The 24,317-nt window shown below is 64.6% G+C and carries 25 protein-coding genes; 17 read left to right on the forward strand and 8 right to left on the reverse strand.

Annotated features, from left to right (window positions below):
• Nucleotides 1–57: 57 nt before the first annotated feature.
• Nucleotides 58–375, reverse strand: coding sequence for a hypothetical protein (locus AN936_RS05445; protein WP_054587243.1), 318 nt, complete (start codon nucleotides 373–375; stop codon nucleotides 58–60).
• Between the two features lie 35 nt (nucleotides 376–410).
• Nucleotides 411–701, reverse strand: coding sequence for a hypothetical protein (locus tag AN936_RS05450; RefSeq protein WP_054590123.1), 291 nt, complete (start codon nucleotides 699–701; stop codon nucleotides 411–413).
• A 159-nt stretch (nucleotides 702–860) separates the two neighbouring features.
• On the opposite strand from AN936_RS05450, the gene AN936_RS05455 reads away from it, so the two are divergent.
• From AN936_RS05455 to AN936_RS05490, 8 genes are all read left to right on the forward strand, one after another.
• A complete protein-coding gene (locus AN936_RS05455) occupies nucleotides 861–1,820 on the forward strand; it encodes a cation diffusion facilitator family transporter (protein ID WP_054587244.1) in 960 nt (319 codons plus the stop codon).
• A 96-nt stretch (nucleotides 1,821–1,916) separates the two neighbouring features.
• Nucleotides 1,917–2,636: a guanitoxin biosynthesis heme-dependent pre-guanitoxin N-hydroxylase GntA gene (gene gntA, locus AN936_RS05460; protein WP_054587245.1), complete on the forward strand. Its 720-nt coding sequence runs from the start codon at nucleotides 1,917–1,919 to the stop codon at nucleotides 2,634–2,636.
• 282 nt (nucleotides 2,637–2,918) lie between these two features.
• Nucleotides 2,919–3,476, forward strand: a complete 558-nt coding sequence (locus AN936_RS05465) for a hemerythrin domain-containing protein (RefSeq protein ID WP_084758623.1) — start codon at nucleotides 2,919–2,921, stop codon at nucleotides 3,474–3,476.
• A 185-nt stretch (nucleotides 3,477–3,661) separates the two neighbouring features.
• Nucleotides 3,662–4,411 (forward strand): Crp/Fnr family transcriptional regulator, encoded by a 750-nt coding sequence (locus AN936_RS05470; RefSeq protein ID WP_054587246.1) that lies wholly within the window; start codon nucleotides 3,662–3,664, stop codon nucleotides 4,409–4,411.
• Entirely contained in the window at nucleotides 4,408–4,602 is a 195-nt protein-coding gene (locus tag AN936_RS05475) for a hypothetical protein (RefSeq protein ID WP_084758192.1), read from the forward strand. Before AN936_RS05470 ends, AN936_RS05475 begins: the two co-directional genes overlap by 4 nt.
• Complete coding sequence (locus AN936_RS05480) at nucleotides 4,595–5,092, forward strand: hypothetical protein (RefSeq protein WP_054587247.1); 498 nt, start codon at nucleotides 4,595–4,597, stop codon at nucleotides 5,090–5,092. The genes AN936_RS05475 and AN936_RS05480 overlap by 8 nt, the downstream gene beginning before the upstream one ends.
• 78 nt (nucleotides 5,093–5,170) lie before the next feature.
• Nucleotides 5,171–5,794, forward strand: a complete 624-nt coding sequence (locus AN936_RS05485; RefSeq protein WP_335337301.1) for a PRC-barrel domain-containing protein — start codon at nucleotides 5,171–5,173, stop codon at nucleotides 5,792–5,794.
• Nucleotides 5,781–6,437 (forward strand): DUF6766 family protein, encoded by a 657-nt coding sequence (locus tag AN936_RS05490; protein ID WP_054587248.1) that lies wholly within the window; start codon nucleotides 5,781–5,783, stop codon nucleotides 6,435–6,437. Before AN936_RS05485 ends, AN936_RS05490 begins: the two co-directional genes overlap by 14 nt.
• Nucleotides 6,438–6,567: 130 nt before the next feature.
• Here AN936_RS05490 and AN936_RS05495 read toward each other — a convergent pair whose 3' ends face one another.
• Nucleotides 6,568–7,182, reverse strand: coding sequence for a DUF1989 domain-containing protein (locus tag AN936_RS05495; RefSeq protein WP_054587249.1), 615 nt, complete (start codon nucleotides 7,180–7,182; stop codon nucleotides 6,568–6,570).
• 225 nt (nucleotides 7,183–7,407) lie between these two features.
• On the opposite strand from AN936_RS05495, the gene AN936_RS05500 reads away from it, so the two are divergent.
• Together AN936_RS05500 and AN936_RS05505 are read left to right on the forward strand one after the other, a co-directional pair.
• The gene (locus AN936_RS05500; RefSeq protein ID WP_054590126.1) at nucleotides 7,408–7,764 is read left to right on the forward strand and encodes a response regulator; all 357 of its coding nucleotides are present in this window, start codon (nucleotides 7,408–7,410) and stop codon (nucleotides 7,762–7,764) included.
• Between the two features lie 127 nt (nucleotides 7,765–7,891).
• Nucleotides 7,892–9,070, forward strand: a complete 1,179-nt coding sequence (locus AN936_RS05505; RefSeq protein ID WP_054587250.1) for a GAF domain-containing sensor histidine kinase — start codon at nucleotides 7,892–7,894, stop codon at nucleotides 9,068–9,070.
• 52 nt (nucleotides 9,071–9,122) lie between these two features.
• Here the strand turns inward: AN936_RS05505 and AN936_RS24025 are convergent, their stop codons facing one another.
• Both AN936_RS24025 and AN936_RS05510 read right to left on the reverse strand, forming a co-directional pair.
• Nucleotides 9,123–9,254 (reverse strand): entericidin A/B family lipoprotein, encoded by a 132-nt coding sequence (locus AN936_RS24025; protein WP_084758193.1) that lies wholly within the window; start codon nucleotides 9,252–9,254, stop codon nucleotides 9,123–9,125.
• A gap of 403 nt (nucleotides 9,255–9,657) precedes the next feature.
• Nucleotides 9,658–11,583 (reverse strand): AsmA family protein, encoded by a 1,926-nt coding sequence (locus tag AN936_RS05510; RefSeq protein ID WP_054587251.1) that lies wholly within the window; start codon nucleotides 11,581–11,583, stop codon nucleotides 9,658–9,660.
• Nucleotides 11,584–11,836: 253 nt separating this feature from the next.
• Here AN936_RS05510 and AN936_RS05515 point away from each other — a divergent pair, with 253 nt between their 5' ends.
• The 5 genes from AN936_RS05515 (at nucleotide 11,837) to AN936_RS05535 (ending at nucleotide 17,976) form a co-directional block, all read left to right on the forward strand.
• Nucleotides 11,837–12,562: a DUF72 domain-containing protein gene (locus AN936_RS05515; protein WP_054587252.1), complete on the forward strand. Its 726-nt coding sequence runs from the start codon at nucleotides 11,837–11,839 to the stop codon at nucleotides 12,560–12,562.
• A 29-nt stretch (nucleotides 12,563–12,591) separates the two neighbouring features.
• Nucleotides 12,592–13,521 carry an NAD(P)/FAD-dependent oxidoreductase gene (locus AN936_RS05520; protein ID WP_054590127.1) on the forward strand — a complete coding sequence of 310 codons (930 nt, stop codon included), beginning with the start codon at nucleotides 12,592–12,594 and terminating at the stop codon, nucleotides 13,519–13,521.
• 82 nt (nucleotides 13,522–13,603) lie between these two features.
• Entirely contained in the window at nucleotides 13,604–15,751 is a 2,148-nt protein-coding gene (locus tag AN936_RS05525) for a catalase (protein ID WP_054587253.1), read from the forward strand.
• Between the two features lie 9 nt (nucleotides 15,752–15,760).
• Nucleotides 15,761–16,996, forward strand: a complete 1,236-nt coding sequence (locus tag AN936_RS05530) for an NAD(P)/FAD-dependent oxidoreductase (protein WP_054587254.1) — start codon at nucleotides 15,761–15,763, stop codon at nucleotides 16,994–16,996.
• 224 nt (nucleotides 16,997–17,220) lie between these two features.
• Complete coding sequence (locus AN936_RS05535; RefSeq protein WP_054587255.1) at nucleotides 17,221–17,976, forward strand: SDR family oxidoreductase; 756 nt, start codon at nucleotides 17,221–17,223, stop codon at nucleotides 17,974–17,976.
• Between the two features lie 102 nt (nucleotides 17,977–18,078).
• Here the strand turns inward: AN936_RS05535 and AN936_RS05540 are convergent, their stop codons facing one another.
• Entirely contained in the window at nucleotides 18,079–18,825 is a 747-nt protein-coding gene (locus AN936_RS05540) for an HAD-IIB family hydrolase (protein ID WP_054587256.1), read from the reverse strand.
• Nucleotides 18,826–19,001: 176 nt separating this feature from the next.
• Here AN936_RS05540 and AN936_RS05545 point away from each other — a divergent pair, with 176 nt between their 5' ends.
• The gene (locus AN936_RS05545) at nucleotides 19,002–20,120 is read left to right on the forward strand and encodes a glycosidase (protein ID WP_054590128.1); all 1,119 of its coding nucleotides are present in this window, start codon (nucleotides 19,002–19,004) and stop codon (nucleotides 20,118–20,120) included.
• A gap of 20 nt (nucleotides 20,121–20,140) precedes the next feature.
• Here the strand turns inward: AN936_RS05545 and AN936_RS05550 are convergent, their stop codons facing one another.
• Both AN936_RS05550 and AN936_RS05555 read right to left on the reverse strand, forming a co-directional pair.
• On the reverse strand, nucleotides 20,141–21,172 hold the full coding sequence (locus tag AN936_RS05550) for a mannose-1-phosphate guanylyltransferase (protein WP_054587257.1): 1,032 nt from the start codon (nucleotides 21,170–21,172) through the stop codon (nucleotides 20,141–20,143).
• Nucleotides 21,173–21,183: 11 nt separating this feature from the next.
• Nucleotides 21,184–23,448, reverse strand: a complete 2,265-nt coding sequence (locus tag AN936_RS05555; RefSeq protein ID WP_234715753.1) for a glycosyltransferase family 4 protein — start codon at nucleotides 23,446–23,448, stop codon at nucleotides 21,184–21,186.
• Nucleotides 23,449–24,030: 582 nt separating this feature from the next.
• Between AN936_RS05555 and AN936_RS05560 the strand changes: the two genes are divergently transcribed.
• Nucleotides 24,031–24,303 carry a hypothetical protein gene (locus AN936_RS05560; RefSeq protein WP_054587258.1) on the forward strand — a complete coding sequence of 91 codons (273 nt, stop codon included), beginning with the start codon at nucleotides 24,031–24,033 and terminating at the stop codon, nucleotides 24,301–24,303.
• The last annotated feature ends 14 nt before the right edge of the window (nucleotides 24,304–24,317 follow it).

A 24,317-nucleotide genomic window follows, 5' to 3' on the forward strand; every position in this document is an offset into this window, starting at 1 on the left:
GGGAAGCGGGAAGGGCGCGGGCGGCCTTGCGCCCGCGCCCCTCACGATGCAGGGGAATCAGCGGCTCCCGCCAAGCGGAGCATCCGCTCCGGTCCTCGGCCCATTGCCGGTGCGGACCGGCTTATGGCCTCCGCCGGCCTGTGTATCCGAATCATAGTCCTCCGGATTTCCACCGCCGCCCGCGCCGGCACCGCTGCCCGTGACCGGGCCGCTGCCGGCCTTGTTCGCGCGGTGCGCACGGTTCGAGGCGCCGGTAATATCGCCGTCGTCGCGTTCCTCTTTCGGGTAATCGCCGGGACGAACCGTTCCGACATTGTCGCGGTCCTCGGCATTCTCGGACGGGAGCGAGCCCGGCGTGGAAGCTTTATCGGTCATGACGATCTCCTTTTCGGGTGTGGAGGTTCAGCCGCTCAATATGTCGAGGGCGGATCGCTGGCGGGGAAGGATTCGTCGGCCGCCTGATCGACGCCGTCCCAGGCGCGCCGCGCATCGCTGCGCATGCCGTCGGGTCCGGCCGAACGCGTCTGGTCGAAATTTTCAGGATCGGTTTCGCTGTCGGCGAAAGCCGCCGAATGCGTATCGCTCTTCGGAAATTTCGGTGCTTTCTTGCGCGTGAACCAATAGAGCGCGCCGATTACGGCGACGCTCATGATCTTGCCGATGCCCGAGGATTTTCCGGGTTGATGGGTTGCTGCGGTCATGATCTTCTCCTCTTCGAGGAAGAAACGGCGCGCTGCGGCCAAGGTTGCCGGGTTGATCTGGATCAGTCCGTTTGTGGAATGGGCGGCAGAAGGCCCGGCGTGCTCGCGGAACCGACCGCCGGGCCATGGCTTTTTCCCAGACGATGCCCCGGAGAAATCATGCAGAGCGCGTCCGCCTATCGTCACATGAAAGCGAATATCGTGCTCTACGGCGCGCTGATCGCCAATCTTGGCATCGCCATCGCCAAGTTCATCGCCGCCGCCATCAGCGGCTCGTCCTCGATGCTGACCGAGGGGGTCCACTCGCTCGTCGACAGCGGGAACCAGTTGCTGCTCCTCTATGGCCAGTCACGCGCGAAACGGCCCGCCGACGCCTTCCACCCCTTCGGCTATGGGCGCGAGCTCTATTTCTGGGCCTTTGTCGTCGCGATCCTGATTTTCGCGATCGGCGCGGGGGTGTCGATCTATGAAGGCTGGAGCCATATCCTCGACCCCGAGCCGCTGCGCGATCCGACGATCAACTATATGGTGCTCGGCATCGCCTTCGTCCTCGAAGGCATGTCGTGGAGCATCGCGGTTCGCGAATTCAATACCGCGCGGGGCGATCGGGGGTGGTGGGAAGCGGTCAGACGCTCGAAGGACCCGGCAGGCTTCATCGTGCTGTTCGAAGACAGCGCCGCGCTGCTCGGGCTTGCGATCGCCGCTCTGGGTGTCTGGGCGAGCCACTGGACCGGCGATGCACGGATCGACGGCATCGCGTCGGTTGCGATCGGCGGCGTGCTGGCGGCCGTCGCGGTTCTTCTCGCGCGCGAGGCCAAAGGGCTGCTGATCGGCGAGAGCGCCGATCCCGATCTGGTCGCCGCGATCTGGCGCCTCGTCGATCGCCGCCCCGAGATTACGGCGGTGAACCATGTGCGAACGATCCACACGTCGCCCGACACCGTCTTCGTCGCGGTCAGCGCCGACTTCGACGACGCTCTCTCGATGGGCCGTGTGGAAAGCTTGATCGAGGAGATGGAGACCGAACTCAAGATGGCCGAACCGCGGATCAGCTCGATCTACATCCGTCCCGAGAAACGGAGCGATGCCGTGGTGTATCCGCCGCCGCGACGCGACTGAGATTTTCCCGTATCGGCGGGCACGCGAATTGCTGCAAATCGCTATAACCGAAGTTAGTCGGGCGCAACTGGCCACCCTCTCAGCGGTTTACCGGTCATGCTGCCACCCACCGACGATCGCGACCACCCGCTGGCTCGCCGCTTCGACGCCTTCGTGCGCGATCCGGCTTTTCCTTGTGTTGGTGCCAAATCCGCCCTCGCCAAGGGGCAGATACGGATCGTCGTCGGCCGCGACATGCGGTCGGCGTGGGACGACCTGCGCATCTATCCCAACCTGCTCGATCTGGCCTGGACTTACGCGCGCGAACCGAGCCTCTTTCATTCGCTAGCGGTCGTGTTCGAGGAGGATAGCGGGCTCGATGAGGAAGGGTTCGAACGCTGCCTGTGGGAGCGTCTCGAATCGCTGACCCGGAAGGACGACTTCCACGGCCAGATCGCCGACCCGCGAGTCAGCGCCGATCCCGGCGACCCGCATTTCTCGCTGAGCTTTGGCGGCGAGGCCTTTTTCGTCGTCGGTCTTCACCCGCGCGCGAGCCGTCCGGCGCGGCGCTTCGAGCGGCCGGCGCTGGTCTTCAACCTGCACGACCAGTTCGAACAGCTTCGCGCGAGCGGGGTCTATGACAAAATGCGCAGCACGATCCTGGCGCGCGATGTCGCGCTCGCCGGCGACATCAATCCGATGCTCGCGCGCCATGGGACCATGTCGGAGGCGCGCCAATATTCGGGACGGGCGGTCGGCAGCGACTGGGTCTGTCCCTTCGCGGGGCGGAGCGGCGCACCTGCACCACGAAATGTCCTGGCAGGCCGCGGCGACTGATCGAATGGGCGCGGTCCGCAGCGCGGCCTGTCGTCCGCGACGACCGACTGTCTGCGATTGGCCATCGCGGCCACCGAGGGCATTTCGCCGAGGCACCGTCCGAGGTTCGGGTAATGACCTCGCCGCGCGCGCAAAGCGCAATCCGGATCGTGGCGATTGTCCGCACGGCGGCAAAAGAGATTGAGCGAGGTTAATAATCGCGCGCGCGGCGCGACGATTGCCCGCGCCCGGCGTTCGTTCGTTGAACGGGCACATTCCGCTCCTCGTCACAGGATGACCATCATGGCTGCAACCAAAACCGCCTCCCGGAAAGCCGCTTCGAGCGGCGCCGGAAAACAATCCGAGCGCGCATCGAAAGCGAAGGGCGACGGCAAGCCCGGCCCTTCCGCGCAGCACCCCGTCGACGCGATCAAGCTGCTCAAGGCCGATCACAAGGAAGTGAAGACCTGGTTCAAGGAATATGAAAAACTCGACGCGAAGGGCGACAAGCAGGCGCTCGCCGACAAAATTTGCCTCGCGCTCACCGTTCACGCGCAGATCGAGGAGGAAATCTTCTATCCCGCCGCGCGACCGGCGGTCGACGACGATGCCCTCTTCGACGAAGCCGAGGTCGAGCATGGCAGCGCGAAGCAGTTGATCGCGGAAATCCAGGCGATGAAGGCCGGCGACCGTCTGTTCGACGCCAAGGTCATCGTGCTCGGCGAATATATCGATCATCATGTCGGGGAAGAAGAAGAGGAAATGTTCCCCGAGGCGCGCGACAGCGATCTCGACCTGAAGGCGCTGGGCGTTCAGCTCGCTGCGCGAAAGGCCGAACTGATGGCCGCGGCCGGTAAGTAACCGGCCCAATGCCCGACCCGTTGGACCGCCTCTTCAGCGAGCGGCCCGCGGGTCGCCCCGGCGAACTGAATCTCCGTCATGACGAATGCCCTGGCGCCCGATGCAACGCTCGCGCTTATCGGTCGTTGCGAGGAAGCACAGGCCTTCCACTGATGCTTCCCGAAACCGAACGAGGATCGTCAGACATGTTCACCGAACGCTTCCTGAGAGACAAACGCGGCGCAAGCCTCGATACCGCCGAACGCACGCGGCTCGAGGCGGCGATCAGCGAGGTGAAGACCTTTGCTGCACGCAAGATGATCGCGCGTGCAGGCGAGCCGCTCGATCAGAGCACATTGCTCGTCGAAGGCATCATGTCGCGCTATCTCGACGACCGGAACGGACTCCGGCAGTTGGTCGCGATCCACCTTCCGGGCGATTTTCTCGATCTTCACGCTTTCCCGCTCAAGGTGCTCGATCACGACGTGGCGACGCTGACCCCCGCGACGGTCGCAATCGTGCCCCACGCCGAGCTCGAGGCGATCGCCGAGGAAATGCCGCAGCTCGTCCGCAAGCTCTGGTTCGCGACATTGCTCGATGCGGCGATTCATCGCGCCTGGCTTTTTCGTCTCGGGCGGCTCGACGCCACCGGGCGCGTTGCCCACTTCCTCTGCGAGACGAACGCAAGGCTCTTTTCGGCCGGACTCAGCGACGGACGAAGGTTCGCGCTCGGGCTGACGCAGGCCGACCTCGCCGAAATCTGCGGGCTCACGACGGTGCATGTGAACCGCGTGATGCGTCAGCTTCGCGAAGAGAAATTATGCATCTTCCGTTCGTCGCTCGTCGAAATCCTCGATCCGGCCGGTCTGGCGGCGCGCGGCCAGTTCAACCCCGCCTATCTCTACAACAACCACGACGTCGAGCATCTCTCCTCCCGCCAAAGGCCAAAATCATGAGATCCATCCCAGCCGGACTCGAGCCCGAAACCGAACCCGGCATCGCCAGCGCCGAAGGGGGGCTTGTTTTCCTCGACGGGCCCGACGGGATCGCCAAGACGATGACCGCCGATGCTGCGGCGCGGACCGGTCAAAGCCTGATCGACGCGGCGGCGATTGCCGAAGCACAGAGGGCGAACGGCGATGTTTGACCCGTTCGGCCAGTGGAGCCGCTATCTCTCGGCCGGCCATTCGATGCACGCCACGGGCCGGCACGCCGCCGAAACGCTCGATGGCGCGAGCCGCGTCGTCGCGGCGCGCAGCGCGATCATCGGCGAGGCCCTTGTATCGCCCTGGACCGCCGATCATGCCGAGCTCGGGCGCATGATCCCCGAAAAGATGGAAGCCTTCGCGCTTGCCGGCTCCGCGATCGCCACCGTCTGGTGGGACAATGAATCGCTGTGGATGAAATATCTGCAGCACCTTGGCGTCATGGCCATGCGCGGACGACCGCCAACCGTCGCCGAACTCGCCGACCTCGGGCAGCGCAGTGCCGTTCTCGCGTTACGCTCCGTGGAGGCCGGTGCAAGGCTTGGTTCGGCGAGCCTGGCGCCCGTGCGCGGTCAGGTGCGGGCAAATGTCCGCCGGTTGAAGGTTGCGGAACGGAAGCCAGGTCGAACAGGGCGCTCGCGGGCGCGTTGATTGGCGCCGATGCGCCGCGAGGATGCGGCGATGACGATCATGTGAAAGGATAACGGGCTGGAACTGATTGCTGGGCTGGTGGCGCCGGTCGCCACGATGATTGCCGCGATGATGACCGCCGCCAATCTTGGCGCGCGTGTCACCGGCTGGGGGTTCGTCGTCTTCACGGTCGGCTCGATCGGCTGGTCGCTCGTCGGCCTCGGATCCGGTCAGACCAATCTCGTTGCGACCAATGTCTTCCTGACCCTCGTCAATCTTGTCGGCGTGTGGCGATGGCTCGGGCGGCAGCGCGGCTATGAGGATGGAGCGCGGTCGGCATCGAGGTCCAGCCGGAAAAGCCCTGGTTCGAGCTTGTTTTCCGCCACCAGCCTGTCGGGCCTGCCGGTGAGCGATATGCGCGGAGAGACCGTAGGATCCTCGGTCGATGCGATGATCGAATGCGAAACCGGGCGGGTAAGCTATGTCGTCGTTGCGAGCGGCGGCCTTGGGGGGATCGAGGAGACGCTGCGCCCCGTCCCGCTCGCCAGCGTCGACTGCCATGCCGACGGGCTCATTCTCCTGGAGGCGAAATCGCAGTTCGAACGTCGCCCCGAACTCGGCGCGGGCGAGTGGCCGGCGCATGTGCCGGGTGCGGATCGCCGGAAATCGGAAGCTTCGCGGCGTTCCGCCGTCGACAAGGAGGATGTGCATGCGACTGTTTAGGAACAACAGCCTCACTGTCGTTTTGCTGCTGCTCTTTGGTGCCACCATCGTTGGTCAGTGGCTGACCGGCTGGCAAGTGGCGACTGCGGACGCGTTGCAACATGGCCGGGCAGCGACGTCGCTGATGAATTACACGCAAAGCCCGGAATTTCTGTCGAGCGTGTTCGAGAATTGGGAAAGCGAATTTCTGCAGATGTCGGCCTATGTCGTGCTGACCGCCATGCTCATCCAGCGCGGCTCGTCGGAATCGAAGGACCCCGACAGCCCGCCGCGCGACGCCGACCTCGCGGCGCAGGCATCGAAGCCGGGCGCGCCGGCCATCTTGCGCAAAGGCCGCCTCGCACGTGCGCTCTATGCCCGTTCGCTCGGCATCGCATTGTTCCTGCTCTTTCTCCTCTCCTTCGTGATGCACTGGACGCAAAGCGCGCGCGCTGCGGCTATCGAGGCGAAAGACCATGGCGAGGCCGCACTGTCGACGATCGCCTATCTTGGCGATCCGCAACTGTGGTTTGAATCCTTCCAGAACTGGCAAAGCGAATTTCTGTCGACCGCCGTGCTCGTGCTGCTTTCGATCTTTCTGCGTCAGAAGGAATCTCCCGAATCGAAGGCGGTTGCGGCTTCGCATGCGCACACCGGCGACTGACGATGTGGCGGGAAGCAAGAGAGATCGGCCGGCGGGCGCGATCTGAACCGAGACCATCGTAACGGGCATTCGCCGACAAGGTGCGGCGGCCGGCATTCCATCGCAGGCCTCACATCGCGGGTGCCGGTCTTTAAAGGTCGCCGGTCGCAGCAGCTGTGCCGGCCTGGCTCTCGATCTCATAATGGATCGGTTTGAAACTGCCTCCGCAGCTGTCGTAAGCCGAACAGGCGGTGAGGCCGATCACTAGATCGCTCAGGGCGCGCAGCCGGATATAGTCGCCAGGTGCGGTCGGCGGCGGCAATACTTTGAGCGTTCCCTTTCCATCCAACGGGACATTCATGAAGATGTTGAAGGCAACCGGAATGGCGTCTTCGCCGATTCCAAAAGGGGCGAGGGCCGCGGCGAGGTTGCCGAAGCAGCCGCGGTGGACCGGCTTGTCGGCATAGAAATGGCGGAAGGTCGCCTCGCTGCACGGCGTCAGAAGAAAGTCATGCGTGCCGACGCCGTCCTCGACGATTTCGAGCATCGGGTTCGATCGGTTGGACCAGAGCCAGTTCCCCGTCGTGAGCCGGATCGTCTCTTCATAATCGAAGGTGCGGCCGTTCGAGAGCGCTTCGCGGATATCGCCCTGCATGAAGGCGAGCAGGTCGCTCACCTGGCCGCCTTCGGGATCGATCACCCGCAAGATATCGCCCTCGCGCAAGGAAAAGGCGGTGCCGCTGCGCGGCGCGATGTGTTGAATCATTGATTGGAGCCCTTGATGGGAGTCGTATGAAAGGCGGATCCGTCGTCTTTTATACGGATGGCGACGTCGAAAGCTGCGAACGTAAACGAAAGTGGGTAGGGAGCGACAATATCGGACGAACCGTGGGACGAATCGCGATCCCGGGCGTTGCTTCCCTGTCTGTGCCATATGGGGCACATGAGGTGCCGATCCGGCTTTGCGGTTTTGGGCCGCAAGGAGAATTTGATGCCGGTCTCGCATATACTCGTCGTGGAGGACGATCCGCTGATTTTGATGATGGCTCTCGGCATCATCGAAGACGAGGGATATATCGTTCTCAAAGCGTCCGATGCCGACGAGGCCATGGTCCTGCTTGAGCGGAGTTCCGAGATTGGCATCGTCTTTACCGATATCGAGATGCCCGGTTCGATGGACGGGCTGGAGCTCGCGACCTGCATTCGCGAGCGATGGCCCGATATCAAGATACTCGTGACCTCGGGCGGTGTGCGCGTTGGCGAAACGTCGCTCCCGCCGCAAGGGCAGTTCCTGCGCAAACCCTATAGCGCGAACGACCTTACCGCCAAAATCCTTGCGCTCCAGTGACGCCGCCGCCCTCGAGGCTGCGCGGTGAACTGCTCATGGGCTTGGCGTTCGCGATTGACGCCGGCGCCCTGCTGCCGTCTAGGTCCATTTACAGCGCGACCACAACTCACTGAACGACGGAGGATGAGTGGAAATCGACCCGGCCAGCAGTGTCGAAGCGATCCGCGCGATCGATGTCGTGCCTGCCATCCTCGATACCGTGTGCCGCGTGACGGGGATGGGCTTTGCCGCCATTGCCCGCGTTACCGAAGCGCGCTGGGTCGCGTGCAGCGTCAAGGACGACATTGCATTCGGCCTCGAACCGGGCGGCGAGTTGAAGCTCGAGACCACAATCTGCCACGAGATACGTGACAGCCGGCAGGCCGTGGTCATACCCGACGTCGCGAGGGACGCTGTCTACCGCAACCACCATACCCCCGCCCATTACGGGTTCCGCAGCTATATCTCCTTTCCGATCGTCCTTCGCGACGGGCGTTTTTTCGGAACCTTGTGTGCGATCGATCCCGAACCGCGCGATCTTGACCGGCCCGAGGTGGGCAACATCTTCCGGATGTTCGCCGACCTGATCGGCTTTCATCTGGGCATGGGGCAGGAGCTGTCCGAAACGCAGGCGGATCTGGGTCGCGAGCGCCAGACCGGAATCCAGCGCGAGCAGTTCATCGCCGTGCTGGGCCACGATCTTCGCAATCCGCTGGCGGCACTAGAGGCTGGGCTTTCCTTGATGAAGCGGGCGCCCGACCAGAAGCGGGCCGAATTCATCATGTCGGCTATGCAGACGACGATCGACCGCATGAATGCCATGGTCGGCAATATCCTCGATTTCGCGCGCGGACGGCTGGTCGGCGATTTGCCGCTCCGCTTCAAGGCCGAGTCTGCGGAAGCGATCGTGACGCAGATCGTAAACGAACTGGCGATTGCCCATCCGGACCGAGAGATCGTCTTGCATTGCGATTCCGCTACGCCGCTGATGTGCGACGCCCAGCGGATCGGCCAGCTCGTGTCCAATCTCGTCGGTAATGCGCTAACGCATGGCGAGCAGGGGACGCCGGTCGTCGTCGCGTGCCGCGAAAGCGACGACGAATTCACCTTGTCGGTCACGAACAATGGCCCCGAGATCCCGATGCAGGTGCGCGAAACATTGTTCCAGCCCTTCGAACAGGGCGCAGAATCGCACGCAAGCGGAAGCCTCGGCCTCGGCCTCTATATCGCCTCGACGATCGCCAAGGCGCATGGCGGCAGTCTGACAGTCCAGTCTTCGCCGACCGAAACGCGCTTTGCGTTTCGCATGAGTCTCGCGGCGACCTGACATAGCATGTCGCTCCTGAAAGCCTGGGCCGCGCTAAACTTTGGCTGGCGGCTCAACAGTTGCCTTTGACGCCGTCGACACAGTCTCCGGCGGATTCGACATCCCGTCCGGCGCCCTTGACCGTATTGCAGGCCGAAAGAACCAGCATCGAACTGATTGCGAATATTGTCAGAAGCTTCTTCATTCACTTTCTCCGACAGCGAAGGCGAATTGCCCTCTGCCGGGGATTACGGTCTCCAGAGCGAATTGTTCCGCGGGGCCTGCTGCCCGGAGCCAGGACGTTCGAATGGGCCGACAGATCGGCGAGGCCTGCAATCGGGAAACACCGGGACTGCCACCCTCGGAAAGATTCGCTTTGCAATCAGCAGATATTTGTCGAGGTTCGTTGCCGACCCGCCCGTCGACCGGTTGCAAAAACCCTGCAGGCACTGACCGGCGTCCGATCATCTGCTCGTGCGGCGATTTTTCCGGGCCGCCGGAAAATTTCGCGTGAATGGAACCGCTTGGGAATATCCGCGTATCTACGCCGAGCTTCAAAACACGAAGGATTGAACGCTTTCTACCGGGCCGCGCGTGCGCGGTCCGGACTAGCGTAGCGCTGCCTGCGTCAGCGCCTTGCAATTGGCCGCCGAAGGAGGCGGAGCTTCGGCTTTTTTGCCGTCGCTCTTTCGCAGGCCCAGAGCACTGCCGATCGAACGGCCGATCGATCCGATGATGCCCTTGCCGGAACCCTTGCCTTTAGCCGGTTGGCTCTCGACGGTGATCGAGGGGGCCGAGAAGGTGCCTCCGACCCGCAACGGGTCGACGAGCTTCAGGACAGGCTTGTCTTTCGACGCTCCGACTACCGTCAGCGCGACCGTTTCGCCGTCGAGGTTGATCTGTCCACGGCCGCTGCCGCGCGACACGGCGGTCGCGATCAGGAACGGTGCGGGCCGAAGAACGCCATTTTTGGCATCGAAGGCAATGATCGCGCAGGTAAGCGGGGTCATCGCGTCATCGTCGCCGAGCTTCTGGCCGATGGCACCGCCCAGATCCTGGCCGAGCACGAAGGCGGCGGCCCGGTTCATCGAGCCGCGGCTGGCGGTAAAGGCGATCTTGCCCGACCCGTTGCCGAAAGCCTCGCGGATCGTCGTCCCGTGGCCCGTTATCCGGACGAGGCCCTGCACCGCGCCACGGATCATGTCGGGCTGACCGACCAGCGTTTCGAGCAGCGCGCCCTCGACCCTGAGTTCGGTCGAGAAGGTCGGCATGGGCTTCGTGGAATCGACCTTCACCCAGCCGGTCATGCGCCCGGAGTCGAGCTTGGCGACGGCATTCTCGAGCTTGAGGACACGGTGATCGAGCGTGAGATTGCCCTTCAGGCTCCGGAAGGCCGATCCGCCCTCGACGAGGAGCCGGGCGATGGAGAATCGAATGATGCCGTCGGTCGGTCCCATCCGGCTGAGATCGATCCGCGTGTCGGGAATGACGCGCTTGCCGATCCGTGCCTCTTTGGCGCGCGCTGCAGCCAGCCCCGCATCGTCGGCGAGGTCGTCGAAATCGAACTGCGGCGCATCGATCGTCGCATCGATCTTCGTGCGGCCGTCGCGTTTCAGGACCGTCGCTTTTGCGTTGATCCGCGAGCGGCCGATCGTGCCGTTCAGCCGGTCGATGAACCAGTCCTCGCCGACGTGGCGCACCCAACCGGCGAGATCGATATCCTGCGTTCCGAACAGGCCGGCCTCGATGACATGGTCGAGCTTCTTGAGGCTGGTGCCCCTCGCCGTCATCTTCATCGTCATGTCGCGGAAGTTGAGTGGGCCGGCGGTTGTGCCGGTTGCGGTGAGGTCGAGAACAGCGGAGGCGAGGTTTGCAGAAAAGGGCCAGGCATCGCTTGTGCCTTGACCCGTTACCGGCTTGCCGCGCGCCGTGAGGCGAGCGGGCGCTCCGTCGAAGCTGCCCGCGGCGTCGACCGCGAGGCCGGTGGCGCCGTTGGCGGTGATCGTGCCCGCAATGTCGAGTCGGCGCTTCGCATCGCGCAGTGTGAAGCGGCCCTTGTCGATCAGCAGGCGATCGAGAGATGGCGCATCATTGCCCGGCGACGATTTCTTGTCGGGGCGTCCCGCCCAATTGCTGTTGCCTTTGGCGTCGCGCACGAGCGCGACATCGAGGCCCGTGACGTTGATCGACCGCGGATGGGCGTTGCCGGTCATGACATCGAAGATCGACAGGTGTGCGCTGGCGCGGACGATTTTCAGGAAATCGCCTTTGCCGGCCCATGCCGGTTGTGCGATCCGCAGGTCGTTCACGACAATCTCGGGGGTGAAGGAAAAGATGCTCGTTCGTGACAGCGCGCCGATCGTAACCGGCGCGCCGAACTCGGCCGAAAGCCGGCGCTCGGCGACGCCCTTCAACAGCCCGACGGGAAAAGCGGCGGCCGCAAGCACCACGGCGACGATTGCAATGACGATAGCCCCGACGGCGATTTTTGCCTTTTTGGGAAAGCGACTGCGCGGAGTGTCTGCTGTCGCCATTCGCCGTCATTCTCCCTGCTTGCCGATCGTCAAATCCCGTTCGCCGCGAAACGTTCCTGTGCGTAGCCCACATCTAACGCGAGGAGACTTGATCCAGGTTAGTGTGTGACCAATGCTGCCGCGCTACGCGAGCAGCGCTGCGGCGAGGGGGGATGCGTTCGACCCGCGCATGATCTCGTCGCGGCACCTCTTCCGACATATCGCCAAATCGCCGTCACGCGCATCCAGTTGACGGAAGCTGCGTTCTCGAACGATGAGATGGCGGATCGGAACAGCAGGGTGGAGCATCGCGTCGCAATATGCCGACCGGTTTCCGGATGCGGGCTTTGCGCTCGAACGCTATGCGCACCGCTTTTCGTGCGTAGAGATCAATTCCTCCTTTTACCGCTCGCATCGTCCCGCCACCTGGACGCGGTGGGCGGCGATCGTACCCGAGGACTTTCGCTTTGCGGTGAAAGTGCCGCGCACGATCACGCATGAACGCCGCCTTCGCGATTGCGGTGACTTGATTGCGCGTTTCGTCGATGAGATCGCCGGGCTGGGGCCGAAGCTCGGCGTCCTGCTCGTTCAGTTGCCACCCAATCTGACGCTCGATGTCGAAGTGGCCGAGCGCTTCTTTACCGAGCTTGGAGCCTCGACATCCGCTCGTATCGCCTGCGAGCCGCGCCATGCGAGCTGGTTCGAACCCGGCGCTGGGCGCCTGCTGGCGACGCGCGAAGTCGCGCGCGTCGCCGCCGATCCGGCGCGCGTCCCTGCGGCCGGGGTGCCGGGCGGCTGGCGCGGGCTCTCCTATTGGCGCCTCCACGGATCGCCGACCATATATCGTTCGCCTTATGGCGCCGAGCGGCTCAGAGGTTATGCAACGCTGATCGAGCGCGAGGGCCAGGGAGAGGCACCAGCATGGTGCATTTTCGACAACACTGCCGCGATGGCGGCGATGGGTGACGCGTTTGAACTTGTTTCGCAGGTGTCGCGCTGATGGAGACGGAACAGCGTGCGGACGGCGACATGATAGATGTTCTGATCGTGGGCGCGGGCCCCGCCGGTCTTGCGGCCGGCTTGTATATCGCACGCTATAGGCGCCGAGTCCGGATCGTGCACGACGGCAGTTCGCGCGCGCTCTGGGTCCCGCGCTCGCGCAACGTTCCGGGCTTTCCTGATGGGATCATCGGGGCCGATCTCATCGCGCGCATGACCGACCACGCCATGCGTTACGGCGCCGAGATTGCCGAGGGGAAAGTTGTCGAAATCGCGCGGCGAGACGACGAGGGCGGCTTTCGCGCAATCCTCGAAGGCGGTGCGATCATCGACGCGCGCGGACTGATCCTCGCGACCGGCGTCGACACCAATCTGGCTCAGCTCGACAGCGGCGATCATGGGGCGGCCGTGCGCAGCGGCGTGCTGCGCTATTGCCCGATCTGCGACGGATTTGAGCATAGCGACGAACGGATCGCGGTCCTCGGCTCCGACCTTCATGGCGCGGCCGAGGCGATGTTCCTGCGGCAATATTCGAGCGATGTCACGCTCATCCCGAAATGGCAGGTAGCGCTCACCGACGCGCAGCGCAGCGAACTGGCGGCGAGCGGCGTCGATGTCCTCGAAGGCCGGGTGATGCGCCTCGACGCGACGAAGGACGCGATGCTCGTCGCAATCGAGGGCGAAGCCGCGCCGCGCCGGTTCGATACGCTCTATCCGGCGTTCGGATCGACGCCGCGCAGCGAACTCGCCGCGATGCTGGGGCCGTGGACCGACCCCAATGGCTGCATCCCGTTCAGCGCTTTTTCGGACGGACTGCTTCCCGGCGTTTATGCCGCGGGCGACGTCCTTGAAGGTCTCGACCAGATCAGCGTCGCGACGGGGCAGGGCGCGATGGCGGCGACGCGGCTCCACAACTGGCTCCGCGAACAGGAGGGGCATGTGATGGCGGACCAGAAATAGGACAGAATGCGGGCGCGCCGCGAAACCTAAGGGCGAGCGGGGGGTTGAAGATGCAATTCCCTCGAAATCCAAGGAACCGACCATGGCCAAGAAGCCCGCACCGTCCCCTACCACCGAGCACGCCCTTCGCGACCATCAGCCGGGAGCGGGGCAAGCTGCGCCGGCCGACCGCCGGGGAAATGGCGACGAACTCCATCAGGACGTCGGCGATAAGGGGGCCGATGCGGGCGCCTATCTCACCGACAATTTCGGCCATCGCATATCCGACAACCAGAATTCGCTGCGCGCCGGCGAGCGTGGGCCGACGCTGCTCGAGGACTTTGTTCTCCGCGAGAAGATTTTCCACTTCGACCACGAGCGCATCCCCGAGCGTATCGTCCACGCCCGCGGGTCGGGCGCACACGGCGTGTTCGAATGCACCAAGGCGATCCCCGGGCTTACCAAGGCGTCGATCTTCCAGAAGGAGGGCGCGACCTGCCCGGTCTTCGTGCGCTTCTCGACCGTCGCGGGCGGCGCGGGCTCGGTCGACACCCCGCGCGACGTGCGCGGCTTTGCGGTCAAGCTCTACACCGACAGCGGCAACTGGGACCTCGTCGGCAACAACATCCCGGTGTTCTTCATCCAGGACGCGATGAAGTTCCCCGACCTCGTCCACAGCGTCAAGATGGAGGCCGATCGCGGATATCCGCAGGCGGCGAGCGCGCACGACACCTTCTGGGACTTCATCGGACTGATGCCCGAGGCGATGCACATGATCATGTGGGCGATGTCCGACCGCACGATCCCGCGCAGCTTTCGCATGATCGAGGGCTTCGGCGTCCACACCTTCCGTTTCGTCAATGAAAAGGGTGACGGCAAATTCGTCAAATTCCACTGGAAGCCGGTGCTAGGCATCCAGTCGACGACATGGGACGAAGCGGTCAAGATCGCGGGGGCCGATCCCGACTTCCACCGCCGCGACCTGTTCGAGGCGATCGACGCGGGCGATTTCCCGGCGTGGGACCTCGGCGTGCAGGTCTTCGACGAAGCGTTTGCGGCCAAGCAACCTTATGACGTGCTCGACGCGACCAAGCTGATCCCGGAGGAGGATATCCCGGTCGAGATCGTCGGCCGCATGACGCTCAACCGCAATGTCGACAATTTCTTCGCCGAAACCGAACAGGTCGCCTTTCTGCCGTCGAATATCATTCCGGGCATCGATTTCAGCAACGACCCACTCCTTCAGGGCCGGCTCTTCTCTTATCTCGACACGCAGAAATCGCGGCTGGGGACGACCAACTTCCACCAGATCCCGATCAATGCGCCCAAATGCCCGTTCCACAATTTCCAGCGCGACGGGATGATGCAGACGCTCGTCCCGACCGGGCGCGCGAATTACGAGCCGAACAGCTTGGCCGAGGCGGGCGAGAATGGCGGTCCGCGCGCAAGCGCCGAAACGGGCTTCAAGACCTTCACGGCCAATGACGAGCGGAACGACCCTGCGCAGAAGCTGCGCATTCGCGCCGAGCTTTTCGCCGATCATTTCAGCCAGGCACGGCTGTTCTACCTCTCGCAGACCGAGAATGAGCAGGCGCATATCGCCTCGGCGCTGGTCTTTGAACTGTCGAAGGTCACGCTCGATCATGTTCGCGCCCGCGTCGTCGGTCAGCTCCGCAACATCGATGAGGACCTGGCCAAGCGTGTCGCCGCGGGTCTCGCGATCGACCTGCCAGCGAAGGAAAAGGCCGCGCGCGCGCCGGTCGATCTTGAACCTTCCGACGCGCTGTCGATCCAGAAGAATGCCGACGACACGATGGAGGGACGCAAGGTCGCGATCCTGTTCGCCGAAGGATCGGACAAGGCGGCGATCGACAAGCTGAAAGGCGATATCGAAAGCGCCGGCGGCACCGCCTTCCTCGTCGCGCCGAAAGTCGGCGGGATCAAGGTCAAGGGCGGCACGCTTAAGGCCGACGGCCAGCTTGCGGGCTCGCCCTCGGTATTGTTCGATGCGGTGGCGTCGATCCTGACCGATGAACAGGCCGAGGCTCTCTCAAAGCAGGGCGCCGCGGTCCAGTGGTTCATGGACGCCTATGGCCATTGCAAGACGATCGCGCATGACGAGGCGACACAGTTGCTGCTCGACAAGGCGGGGGTCGAAAAGGACGGCGGGGTCGTTGCGATCGACAAGTTCGCCGACGTTGGAACGCGGCGCCACTGGGCGCGCGAAACCAAGGTGCGCGATCTTGCCTGATCGCCCGTCATGGTGAACCGCGCATCGGCGACCCATCATCGCGACCTCCGGACCGGCCAGTCGATCTGGTCGGCTCGGCGTCGTCCTGCGATCGCTGCGCAGCCGCTGACAAGGGACATTGCGTGCGATGTAGTCGTCGTGGGGGCAGGCGTGTCGGGCGCCCTGATCGCTGAGGCGTTGTCGGAAGCGGGGCTCAAGACCGTTATCGTCGATCGCCGGGGACCGGCAGAGGGATCAACCGCGGCGTCGACCGCGATGCTGCAATATGAACTCGACACGCCGCTGACCTTGATGGCCGAGCGGATCGGTCGTGAAAAGGCCGAACGCATCTGGCGGCGATCCCGCCAGTCGGTCGACGCGCTCCGTGAACGGACCGAACGGCTGGGCCTTGCCGTCGATGGTGCGACGCGCGGCTCGATCTATCTCGACGGCAATGTGCTCGATGCTGCCGGGCTTGCGGTCGAAGCCGACGCCCGGCGGCGTGCGGGCTTCGAGGTGGAATTGCTCAAACCCGCTGCGGTTCAGGAGCGTTACGGAATCAAGGGACGCCATGCGCTGATTGGATTCGGCAATTACTCCGCCGATCCGCGGCGTCTCACTGCAGGTTATCTGAATGTCGCGCTGGCGCGGGGCGCCCGGCTCTACGCGCCCGTCGATATCTATGACATCGCGCCGATGGGCGAGGGGGTCACCTTGGTCTCGGTTCGCGGGCCGAGCATTCGCGCGCGCCATGTCGTCATGGCGACGGGCTATGAGATGATAAAGGGAATCCCGCGCAAGGGAAACAGGATCATCTCGAGCTGGTCGATCGCGACGCGCCCGCAGCCCCGCGCAATCTGGCCGACCGCGGCGATGATATGGGAAGCGGCCGACCCCTATCTCTACATCCGAACCACCCCGCGCGGAGAAATCATCTGCGGCGGCGAGGATGAGGAAATAGCCGATGCGGCTCTTCGTGACGCGAAGCTACCCGACAAGGCAGCGACGCTGTCGCGAAAGCTTGCTGCGCTGTTGCCGGGGGTGGACGCGGCACCTGCGTATAGCTGGGCCGGAAGTTTCGGCGACAGCCCGGTCGGGACTCCGACCATCGGCCGCATTCCCGGTATGCCGAACTGCTATGCGGCGATGGGATATGGCGGAAACGGGATCACCTTCTCGATGATGGCGGCGCAGATGCTGCGCGGCCTGATTTGCGGTTATGGCGATCCTGACGCCGATCTGGTCAGCTTTCATCGCAAGTTCTGACCCGGAACAATCCGCTATTCGGCCGATGAATGCATCGCCGGTGCCCGCCACGACGAGCGTCGGGCCCGCGAGCGTGAGGCCAGGCGAATTTTTTCGCGATGGCGACCGGCCGCTCGCGCGGCGCAGCCTCGCTTCAACCCGTCCGACGGGAACTTCGGCGGTCTCCAGACGTCGCTGAGGGGAGGGCGGGGCCCCGCGCGCGGCGCGACAGGAAGGAGCCCGGAATGATAGACGAACAGGACGCGCATACGCAGCAGCCCGGTCTCGACGGTCGCCGCGCCATCATAACCGGCGGCACGACGGGGATCGGGCGTGCCATCGCCGTCCTGCTGGCAAGCTACGGCGTGCGGGTTTTCGTTTGCGGGCGCACCCCCGAGCATCTTGCCGATGCGCTGCGCCGCATCGACGAGGTGGGCGAGGGCGACGGCATCAATGTCGATCTCTCGATCGCCGACGATGTCGATCGCTTCTTCGAGGCAGCGGCCGCCTATCTCGGCGAGATCGACATCGCGATTATCAACGCTGCGATCCCTGCGGCAGCGCTCGCCGACAGCGGGGAGAGCGAAACGCGCTACCAGCTCGACACCGACCTCACTGCCTATCTCATCTGCGCGCAGGAAGCGGCCCGAAGGATGTCGGCGGGGAGCGACATCGTCTTCATCGGATCGATGTCGGCGGTATCGAGAGGAGCGGGTGGTTCGATCTATGTGGCCGCCAAATCGGGCATCCAGGGCTTTGTGCCCTCCTTCCGCAAGGAGCTTGCCGAAGAAGACATCAAGGTCGGGCTAATCGAGCCCGGATTCACCGGCGCCGACTTCCAATATCCCGAGTTCCCGCCCGAGAAGCAGCGCGAGCTCATCAACGAGGACAAGATGCTTCGCGCCGAGGATATCGCGGTGGCGGTCCACTTCATGCTGACCCAGCCGCGGCGCTCCGCGGTGTCGCTCATTCGCGTCGAGACGCGGCTGGAGCATCCCTGATCCCGGCGCCATCTTTGCTTGCCTCGCGCAGCGGCGGACGGGCGCGGAACATACCGCCGGTCCTGCCGGGGCCGACCGGTGCCCGACGAAGGTCGCGCCGGCCTATCTCTGGCAGGCGATGATCGCGGAGACGACGGCAAGCGTCTCTTGCGGGTCGCGGACGCGAACGGTGTCGAGGCCGATCTGTTTGGCCGGATAGTCATTGCCCCCCGGGAAGATCGCGTCGCCGATGAACAGCATCGCATCGAGCGGGAAGCCGCTCGCCTCGGCAAGTTTCTTCAGTCCGTAACCCTTGTCGACGCCTTCGCGCGTGATGTCGATCGACGTGGCGCCGCCCATGTTGATCGACAGGCCCGGGAGCCGGCTCGTCAGGTCGGCCTGGATGATCTTGCGCTTCGCGAAATCGGGATCCCATATCTCTTTCGCGTGGATAGGTGCCTGTTGCCCGAGCGCGGAGAAGGTGATCTGGCTGCCGCGATCCTCGATCCGTTCGCCCCAGGTTTCCTCGGGTACAAATCCGGTCGCTTCGAGCGACGCGTCGAAGGCGTCCAAGATATGGCGCTTCTGCTCATCGTCGAAAAGCTCAGCATAGACGGCCGCCCACGCGCCCTCGCGATGCGTGTAGAGCTTGGTGCCGGTCGTCGGCATCAACCACAGGCGAAACCGGTCGGCGCGAGCCGGGAGGCGGCTCGCGACCTGCTTGTCGAACTGCGGCCAGTCGCCCCCCGAAATGACGGCGACATCGGCGACTTCCAGCAGATCCGCCAATGCCTCCCCCATTTCGGCCTCGAGCGGCTGCTTGCTTTCGGCGAGCGTTCCATCGAGGTCGAAGGCAATGAGTTGTTTCATGCGATAAATTCCTTGGAGGGGCCGTACGATATGCGATGGGCGGCAGCGCGCGCCGCGTGAATGACGATCCGGACGCGCAGAAGAGGAACATTGGCCCGCTTCGAGCCTTGATGAAGCATCGGCGGGGCGGCCTCGAGGTCGCGAAGCCGCTCCCGCGCCGTCAACCGGAGTGCCCGATGCCATTCGAAACCGATCGCCTGATTTTCGGCCCCGACGATGTCGATCTCTCCCGTTCGCCGCTTGCGGGCTCGCTCGATGCCGAAACCTTTGTGCTCGGCGCTTTCAATCCCGGCCTGACCCGCCTCGCGAGCGGCAATTTGCTGATGATGGTGCGCGTAGCCGAGGCGCTGCGCGAACCAGTCGAAAACGGCCATGTCCACAGCATAAGATGGGACGCCGGTCGCTATGCGCGCGATGCCTGGCCGCTCGAACTTTGCGATACGTCCGACCCGCGCACGTTTCTCGTGCGCGGCGGCGCTTGGCAGGTTATCGCGCTGACATCGCTTTCCTGGCTCCTGCCGGTCGAGCTGACGCCGGACGGGCTCGCCATCGTCGCGATCCATTATGACCGCGCCATCGCACCCGCGGCGCCCTTCCAATGCTATGGTATCGAAGACGCGCGCATCAGCCGCGTCGACGGCCGATGGCTGATGACCTGTTGCTCGGTGAGCCCCGAGCGCCATTCGACGACGCTCTACAGTTCCGACAACGGCCTCGACTGGCGCTTTGAAGACATCGTCCTCGATCATCAGAACAAGGACATGCTGATCTTCGAGGGACGGATCGACGGGCAATACTGGGCCCAGACGCGCCCGCTCGGCAGCCTCTATTTCGCTTACCCGCCGGGAAGCCCGTGGCGTGCGGGTCCTTCGATCAACCTCGCGACCTCGCCCGACGCGCTGCACTGGAAGCCCCATCGCGAGCCCGGCCTGCGCCCGCATGCCGACACCGTTGCGACCGCGCGAATGGGCGGCGGAACGCCGCCGATCCTGACGCCGGACGGTTGGTTGACGCTCTGGCACGGGGTGGAACCGAAGGAGATCGTGGGCATCTATCGCACCTATTGGTCCCTGCTCGATCCGGACGATCCGTCGCGGGTCCTGCGCGGTGACCATGGTCCGCTGCTCGAGGCGAACCCCGAGCTTACCCGGCCGATCGAAGACAGGATGTATGTTCGCGATATCGTCTTCACCACGGGGATCGCCGATGCCGGCGATCATTATATCGTCGCCTCGGGTGAATCCGACCTCGCGTGCCGGATCACTCACATTCCGAAGCACCGTTTCGGCCTCTGATCCGGCAGTGCCCGGCAAGTTCATTCGCGCAGCGCAGCCGCCGCGCGAACCTCTTGCGATCGGGCGAGCGGCATCACGAGAATATCGTCGCCGTCGACGACCACTGCGACATTTTCCATGCCGATGAGCGAGACGCGGCGCCCGTCGGCGCGCACGAGACAACCCCTGCTGTCGTGAAAGAGCCCGTCGCCGCGGCAACTGTTGTCGGCCATATCGTGCGCGGCACGGCTGTGAACGGCATGCCAGCTTCCAAGGTCGGACCAGCCCATCGACACGGGTACGACGGCCACCCGGTCGTACTTCTCCATGACGGCATAATCGATCGAGACGGCGGGCGCCGCCTCGAAGCTGGCGAGGTCGGCATAGCGTGCGGTGCCGTTGTCACCCCCGTTGGCCAGCGCGTCTTCGGCTGCGGCAAGGATGTCGGGACAATGGACGCGCATCGCGTCGCGCATGGCCCCGGCACGAAACAGGAATATCCCTGCATTCCAGCTGTAGCCGCCGGCGGCGATCATGGACTTTGCGACATCTAGGGGCGGCTTTTCGACGAACCGCTCGACGGCGAAACCGGTGTTGCCGATGGCCATGCCGCTCGCGATATAGCCGAAACCCGTGTCGGGACGGTCGGGCGCAATTCCGAAGGTCACGATCCAGCCGTCGCGCGCGAGCTGCGAGCCCCGTTCGATCGCGGCGTGGAAGGCCGGGACATCGTCGATAATATGATCGCTCGGCATGATGAGCAGAAGGGCATCGGGCGACGACGCTGCGACCGCGAGCGCGATCGCGGGCGCGGTATTGCGGGCGGACGACTCGACGAGCAGCCGGATCGCGCGTCCGCCTGCCTGCTCGCGGACCGTCTCGACGTGTGAGGCGCCGCAAATGACCAGCGGGTCGGCGAAGGCCGGCCCCGCGACGCGCGCGAGAGTCTGCGCGAACAGGCTTTCGTCGTCGACGATATCGAGGAACTGCTTCGCGCGGGCGCCGCGGGACGCAGGCCAAAGGCGGGTCCCGGCACCCCCGCAAAGGATGACGGGTTGGATCGGCGCGCTCATTCGCAGTCTCCTCAGTGGGCGAGCGCCGGCGCCGGCGCCGGTGCCGCGGCAGGAAGCGGACCCGTGCCGGCGCTGCGCCAGTCCGGGGAATCGGCTATGGCTTCGCGCCAGAACATGTCGGCCATCGTCCGATAGGCGAGATGAAAGGCGAGCACCGACTCAGCACCGCTGTTGCGATTGACGCCGCGCGGGGTGAGCCCGTCGAAGCAGCGCCCCGTTCTGGCATCGCCCAGCGGCAGGTGGCGGTCGTTCCGGCCGAGGAACCAAGCGTAGGCGGTCTCGGCGTGCGTCGACCAGAGCGCGTTGCCCGTGGCTGCCGACGCGGCCGCGCAGGCCGCGATCGTCGCCCACGCCTCGAGCGGCTGCTGGTCGAAAGGCAGGCTTTCGCCAGGCTTGCCGAAGCTTTCGGATCCGACCGGACGAAAATGACCGTCCGGCGCCGTTTGGTAAGAGGTCAGCCAAGCCAGGGCGTCGAGACCGATCTCCACGAGCGGAACCGATGGCAGCCGCCTCCCGGCGCGGATGAGGGCTTCGGCGAGACGCGCGTTGTCGTACGCGAGATCGGCTTCGAACCAGTCCCAGCCGGGACGGCGTTCCGTTTTCCATAGCGCCGAGAGAAAGGCCGCGCCGCGCTCGACGATCGCGCGCGCATGCGCATTTCCGGGGTCGTGTCCGAGCCGGTCGTCGGCGCCGAGCATCGCGAAGGCAATCGCCCGCGGATTCTCGAACTGCTCGAACATGGCGGCGCTTCGATCGAACCAGCTCGCCGCCCAATCGCGCATCGCGGGCGCCGCGGCGTGCGCGGCGGCATGGCCCAGCGCCCACAATGTCCGGCCATTGCTGTCTTCCGACCCTGCGTCTTCCAGCCACCGGCGGTCGTAACCCATGAAATTGCGGAAGCGGCCGCGCTCGGCGTTCCATCCGTGCTGGATAAAGCTCGCGAAGGTTTGCGCGCGCGACATCGCTTCTTCCTGCGCTCGCGGCGGCAGGCTGTGCAAGAGCATGAGCGCGCGCGCATTGTCGTCGATGCAGTAACCATGCGCGCGGTCGGGGACAAAGTGGTTGCAGTGCTGGAACATGCCGACTTCGTCGCAGAGCGACCATGCGCCCTCCAGCGCAGGCGCGGCGCGCCCGCGCGCCGTCGGTCGATCGCGCCGGGTGACTCCGTCGACCAACGCACCGCACGTCTGTGCGATGACCGTCCAGGCGGTCCGCCGGCCGCGGGCATAGGCGCGGCGCTGCAACGCGCGCCGTTCTTCCGGGACCGCGAGAAGCAGGAGCACCGCCTCCGCGATCGCCTCGCTGTCGGCGCCGGGGAGCAAGATGCCGACGTCATCGCCCAGCAGTTCGCGCGCATGAACGAACGGGGTCGATACGACCGCGCGGCCCAGCGCGACGGCATATGCCAGCGTGCCCGAGGTGATTTGCTGAAGATTGGGGTAGGGGGCAAGATAGATGTCGCAGAGTTCGATCTGGTCGAGCAGTTCGCCGGTATCGAGGAAGCGATTTTCCCAGGCGATATTATCTTCGACGCCGAGGCTCTCGGCGAGCCGTTCGAGGCTTTGCCGATAGGCTTCCCCCTCGGCGGCGACCAGGTTGGGATGGGTCGCGCCGACGATCCGGTAGAGAATATCGGGATATTGGGCGGTGATCGCCGGCAGGGCCCGGATCGCCGTTTCGAGGCCTTTCCCCGGCCCGATGAGACCGAAGGTCGAGAGAACCGGTCGGTCGGCGATTCCCAAGGTCTCGCGCAGCGGCGTGACATCGACGAAGGGGCGATCGGGCGTGCCATGCTCGATATGGACGATCTGGTCGCTGCTCGCCCCGTAGACGTCGCGTAAGATTTCGCGGCCGAAATCGCTCATCACCACAAGCTTGCTTGCGCGGGCGATCAGTCGTTCCATGACCCGGCGCTGGTCGGGGTTAGGCTCGGCGAGCACCGTGTGAAGCGTCACGATCAGCGGCGCGGCAACCCGATCGATCAGCTCGAGGATCATGTCGCCGGCGACGCCGCCGAAAATGCCGAACTCATGCTGAAGCCATATCGCGCTCGCGTCGCTGTCGTTGATCGCCTCGGCGGCCGCGCGATAGCTTGCGGCCTCTTGCTCGCGGATCGTGCACGCCACTTCGGCGCCAAGCGCCCGATCGCCTTCGCCGCACATCGCATAGACGTCGATGGCGAGATCGGGCCGGACCGCGCGCAGATGATCATGGGTGTCGGCGGTAAAGGTCGCGATGCCGCATCGACGCGGTCTGAAACATCCGATCAGGGCCACGCGCGCGGTCGTCTCGATACCGCTGGCGGCAAGAGCGATATCAGAGACGGGACCATCGTTTTCGCAAACATTCCGGAAAAAACGGCCTTCGCTGTCGTGCTTCATATCCGTCCTCGTGGCTGGCATTCCCTCGCACGCGCGCGCCTTCCGCCTCGCTCGCGGATGCGCGCGAAGAAGAGGCCGGCCTCAAGACCGGGCTCGGGAACTGGCTGATTGTGTGCATGCTTAACGCGGCACGTGCGTTCGGGTTGCAGTGCAACATGATGGGATCGGGAAATAAAGCCCTCCGATTAACTCAGGTTATAACGATTCCGCCGCCCGGCAGCCGGGTCACCGAAAAGGCGCTGCGCGGCCAAACCATGCGAATTCCGCGCTCTACGGCGCCAAGCTGTCGCTGTGCGGGGAGCACCGGCGCGGCCGCGCGGGAGTCGGAAAAGACCCCCGTTGCTGCTATACAGAGGCGAAGGGAATCGGGTCGCATCCGATGGCTTGCACGGCTGCCGGCACAATCGCGGGTGATTGCGCCATTCGCCAAGCCGGCGCCGGCATGCGTGCCGTCTCGAATGTTCGAGGATCATGGCCATGGGCGTATTTCATATGATCGTCACCGACGCGTCGGCGCGACATCGCCGCGTCGATTTTCATGCGGACAGTCCCGAACAGGCTTTCCTGTTGGCCCGCAACGAAAAGGACGGCGTCGAGGTCGAGCTGTTCGAAGGCGAACATCTCCTCGCCCGGATGACGAAATCGGGCGCCAATATGTGGCAGATCGGCGGCGTGCGAACGGCCCGTGCGCCGTCGCGGCGCGAAGCCCCCGCCATGCCCGGCGCCGGGGCCGGATCTTCGTCCGCCTAGCGCGACATAGCCGC

It is taken from the genome of Sphingopyxis macrogoltabida, from assembly GCF_001307295.1.
In the GTDB taxonomy this organism is placed as follows: Bacteria; Pseudomonadota; Alphaproteobacteria; order Sphingomonadales; family Sphingomonadaceae; genus Sphingopyxis; species Sphingopyxis macrogoltabida_B.

Coding starts and splice junctions, on each gene's coding strand:
- AN936_RS05445 (WP_054587243.1), bottom strand. CDS start 375: ATGACCGATAAAGCTTCCACGCCGGGCTCGCTCCCGTCCGAGAATGCC.
- AN936_RS05450 (WP_054590123.1), bottom strand. CDS start 701: ATGACCGCAGCAACCCATCAACCCGGAAAATCCTCGGGCATCGGCAAG.
- AN936_RS05455 (WP_054587244.1), top strand. CDS start 861: ATGCAGAGCGCGTCCGCCTATCGTCACATGAAAGCGAATATCGTGCTC.
- gntA (WP_054587245.1), top strand. CDS start 1,917: ATGCTGCCACCCACCGACGATCGCGACCACCCGCTGGCTCGCCGCTTC.
- AN936_RS05465 (WP_084758623.1), top strand. CDS start 2,919: ATGGCTGCAACCAAAACCGCCTCCCGGAAAGCCGCTTCGAGCGGCGCC.
- AN936_RS05470 (WP_054587246.1), top strand. CDS start 3,662: ATGTTCACCGAACGCTTCCTGAGAGACAAACGCGGCGCAAGCCTCGAT.
- AN936_RS05475 (WP_084758192.1), top strand. CDS start 4,408: ATGAGATCCATCCCAGCCGGACTCGAGCCCGAAACCGAACCCGGCATC.
- AN936_RS05480 (WP_054587247.1), top strand. CDS start 4,595: ATGTTTGACCCGTTCGGCCAGTGGAGCCGCTATCTCTCGGCCGGCCAT.
- AN936_RS05490 (WP_054587248.1), top strand. CDS start 5,781: ATGCGACTGTTTAGGAACAACAGCCTCACTGTCGTTTTGCTGCTGCTC.
- AN936_RS05495 (WP_054587249.1), bottom strand. CDS start 7,182: ATGATTCAACACATCGCGCCGCGCAGCGGCACCGCCTTTTCCTTGCGC.
- AN936_RS05500 (WP_054590126.1), top strand. CDS start 7,408: ATGCCGGTCTCGCATATACTCGTCGTGGAGGACGATCCGCTGATTTTG.
- AN936_RS24025 (WP_084758193.1), bottom strand. CDS start 9,254: ATGAAGAAGCTTCTGACAATATTCGCAATCAGTTCGATGCTGGTTCTT.
- AN936_RS05510 (WP_054587251.1), bottom strand. CDS start 11,583: ATGGCGACAGCAGACACTCCGCGCAGTCGCTTTCCCAAAAAGGCAAAA.
- AN936_RS05515 (WP_054587252.1), top strand. CDS start 11,837: ATGAGATGGCGGATCGGAACAGCAGGGTGGAGCATCGCGTCGCAATAT.
- AN936_RS05520 (WP_054590127.1), top strand. CDS start 12,592: ATGATAGATGTTCTGATCGTGGGCGCGGGCCCCGCCGGTCTTGCGGCC.
- AN936_RS05525 (WP_054587253.1), top strand. CDS start 13,604: ATGGCCAAGAAGCCCGCACCGTCCCCTACCACCGAGCACGCCCTTCGC.
- AN936_RS05530 (WP_054587254.1), top strand. CDS start 15,761: ATGGTGAACCGCGCATCGGCGACCCATCATCGCGACCTCCGGACCGGC.
- AN936_RS05535 (WP_054587255.1), top strand. CDS start 17,221: ATGATAGACGAACAGGACGCGCATACGCAGCAGCCCGGTCTCGACGGT.
- AN936_RS05540 (WP_054587256.1), bottom strand. CDS start 18,825: ATGAAACAACTCATTGCCTTCGACCTCGATGGAACGCTCGCCGAAAGC.
- AN936_RS05545 (WP_054590128.1), top strand. CDS start 19,002: ATGCCATTCGAAACCGATCGCCTGATTTTCGGCCCCGACGATGTCGAT.
- AN936_RS05550 (WP_054587257.1), bottom strand. CDS start 21,172: ATGAGCGCGCCGATCCAACCCGTCATCCTTTGCGGGGGTGCCGGGACC.
- AN936_RS05560 (WP_054587258.1), top strand. CDS start 24,031: ATGGGCGTATTTCATATGATCGTCACCGACGCGTCGGCGCGACATCGC.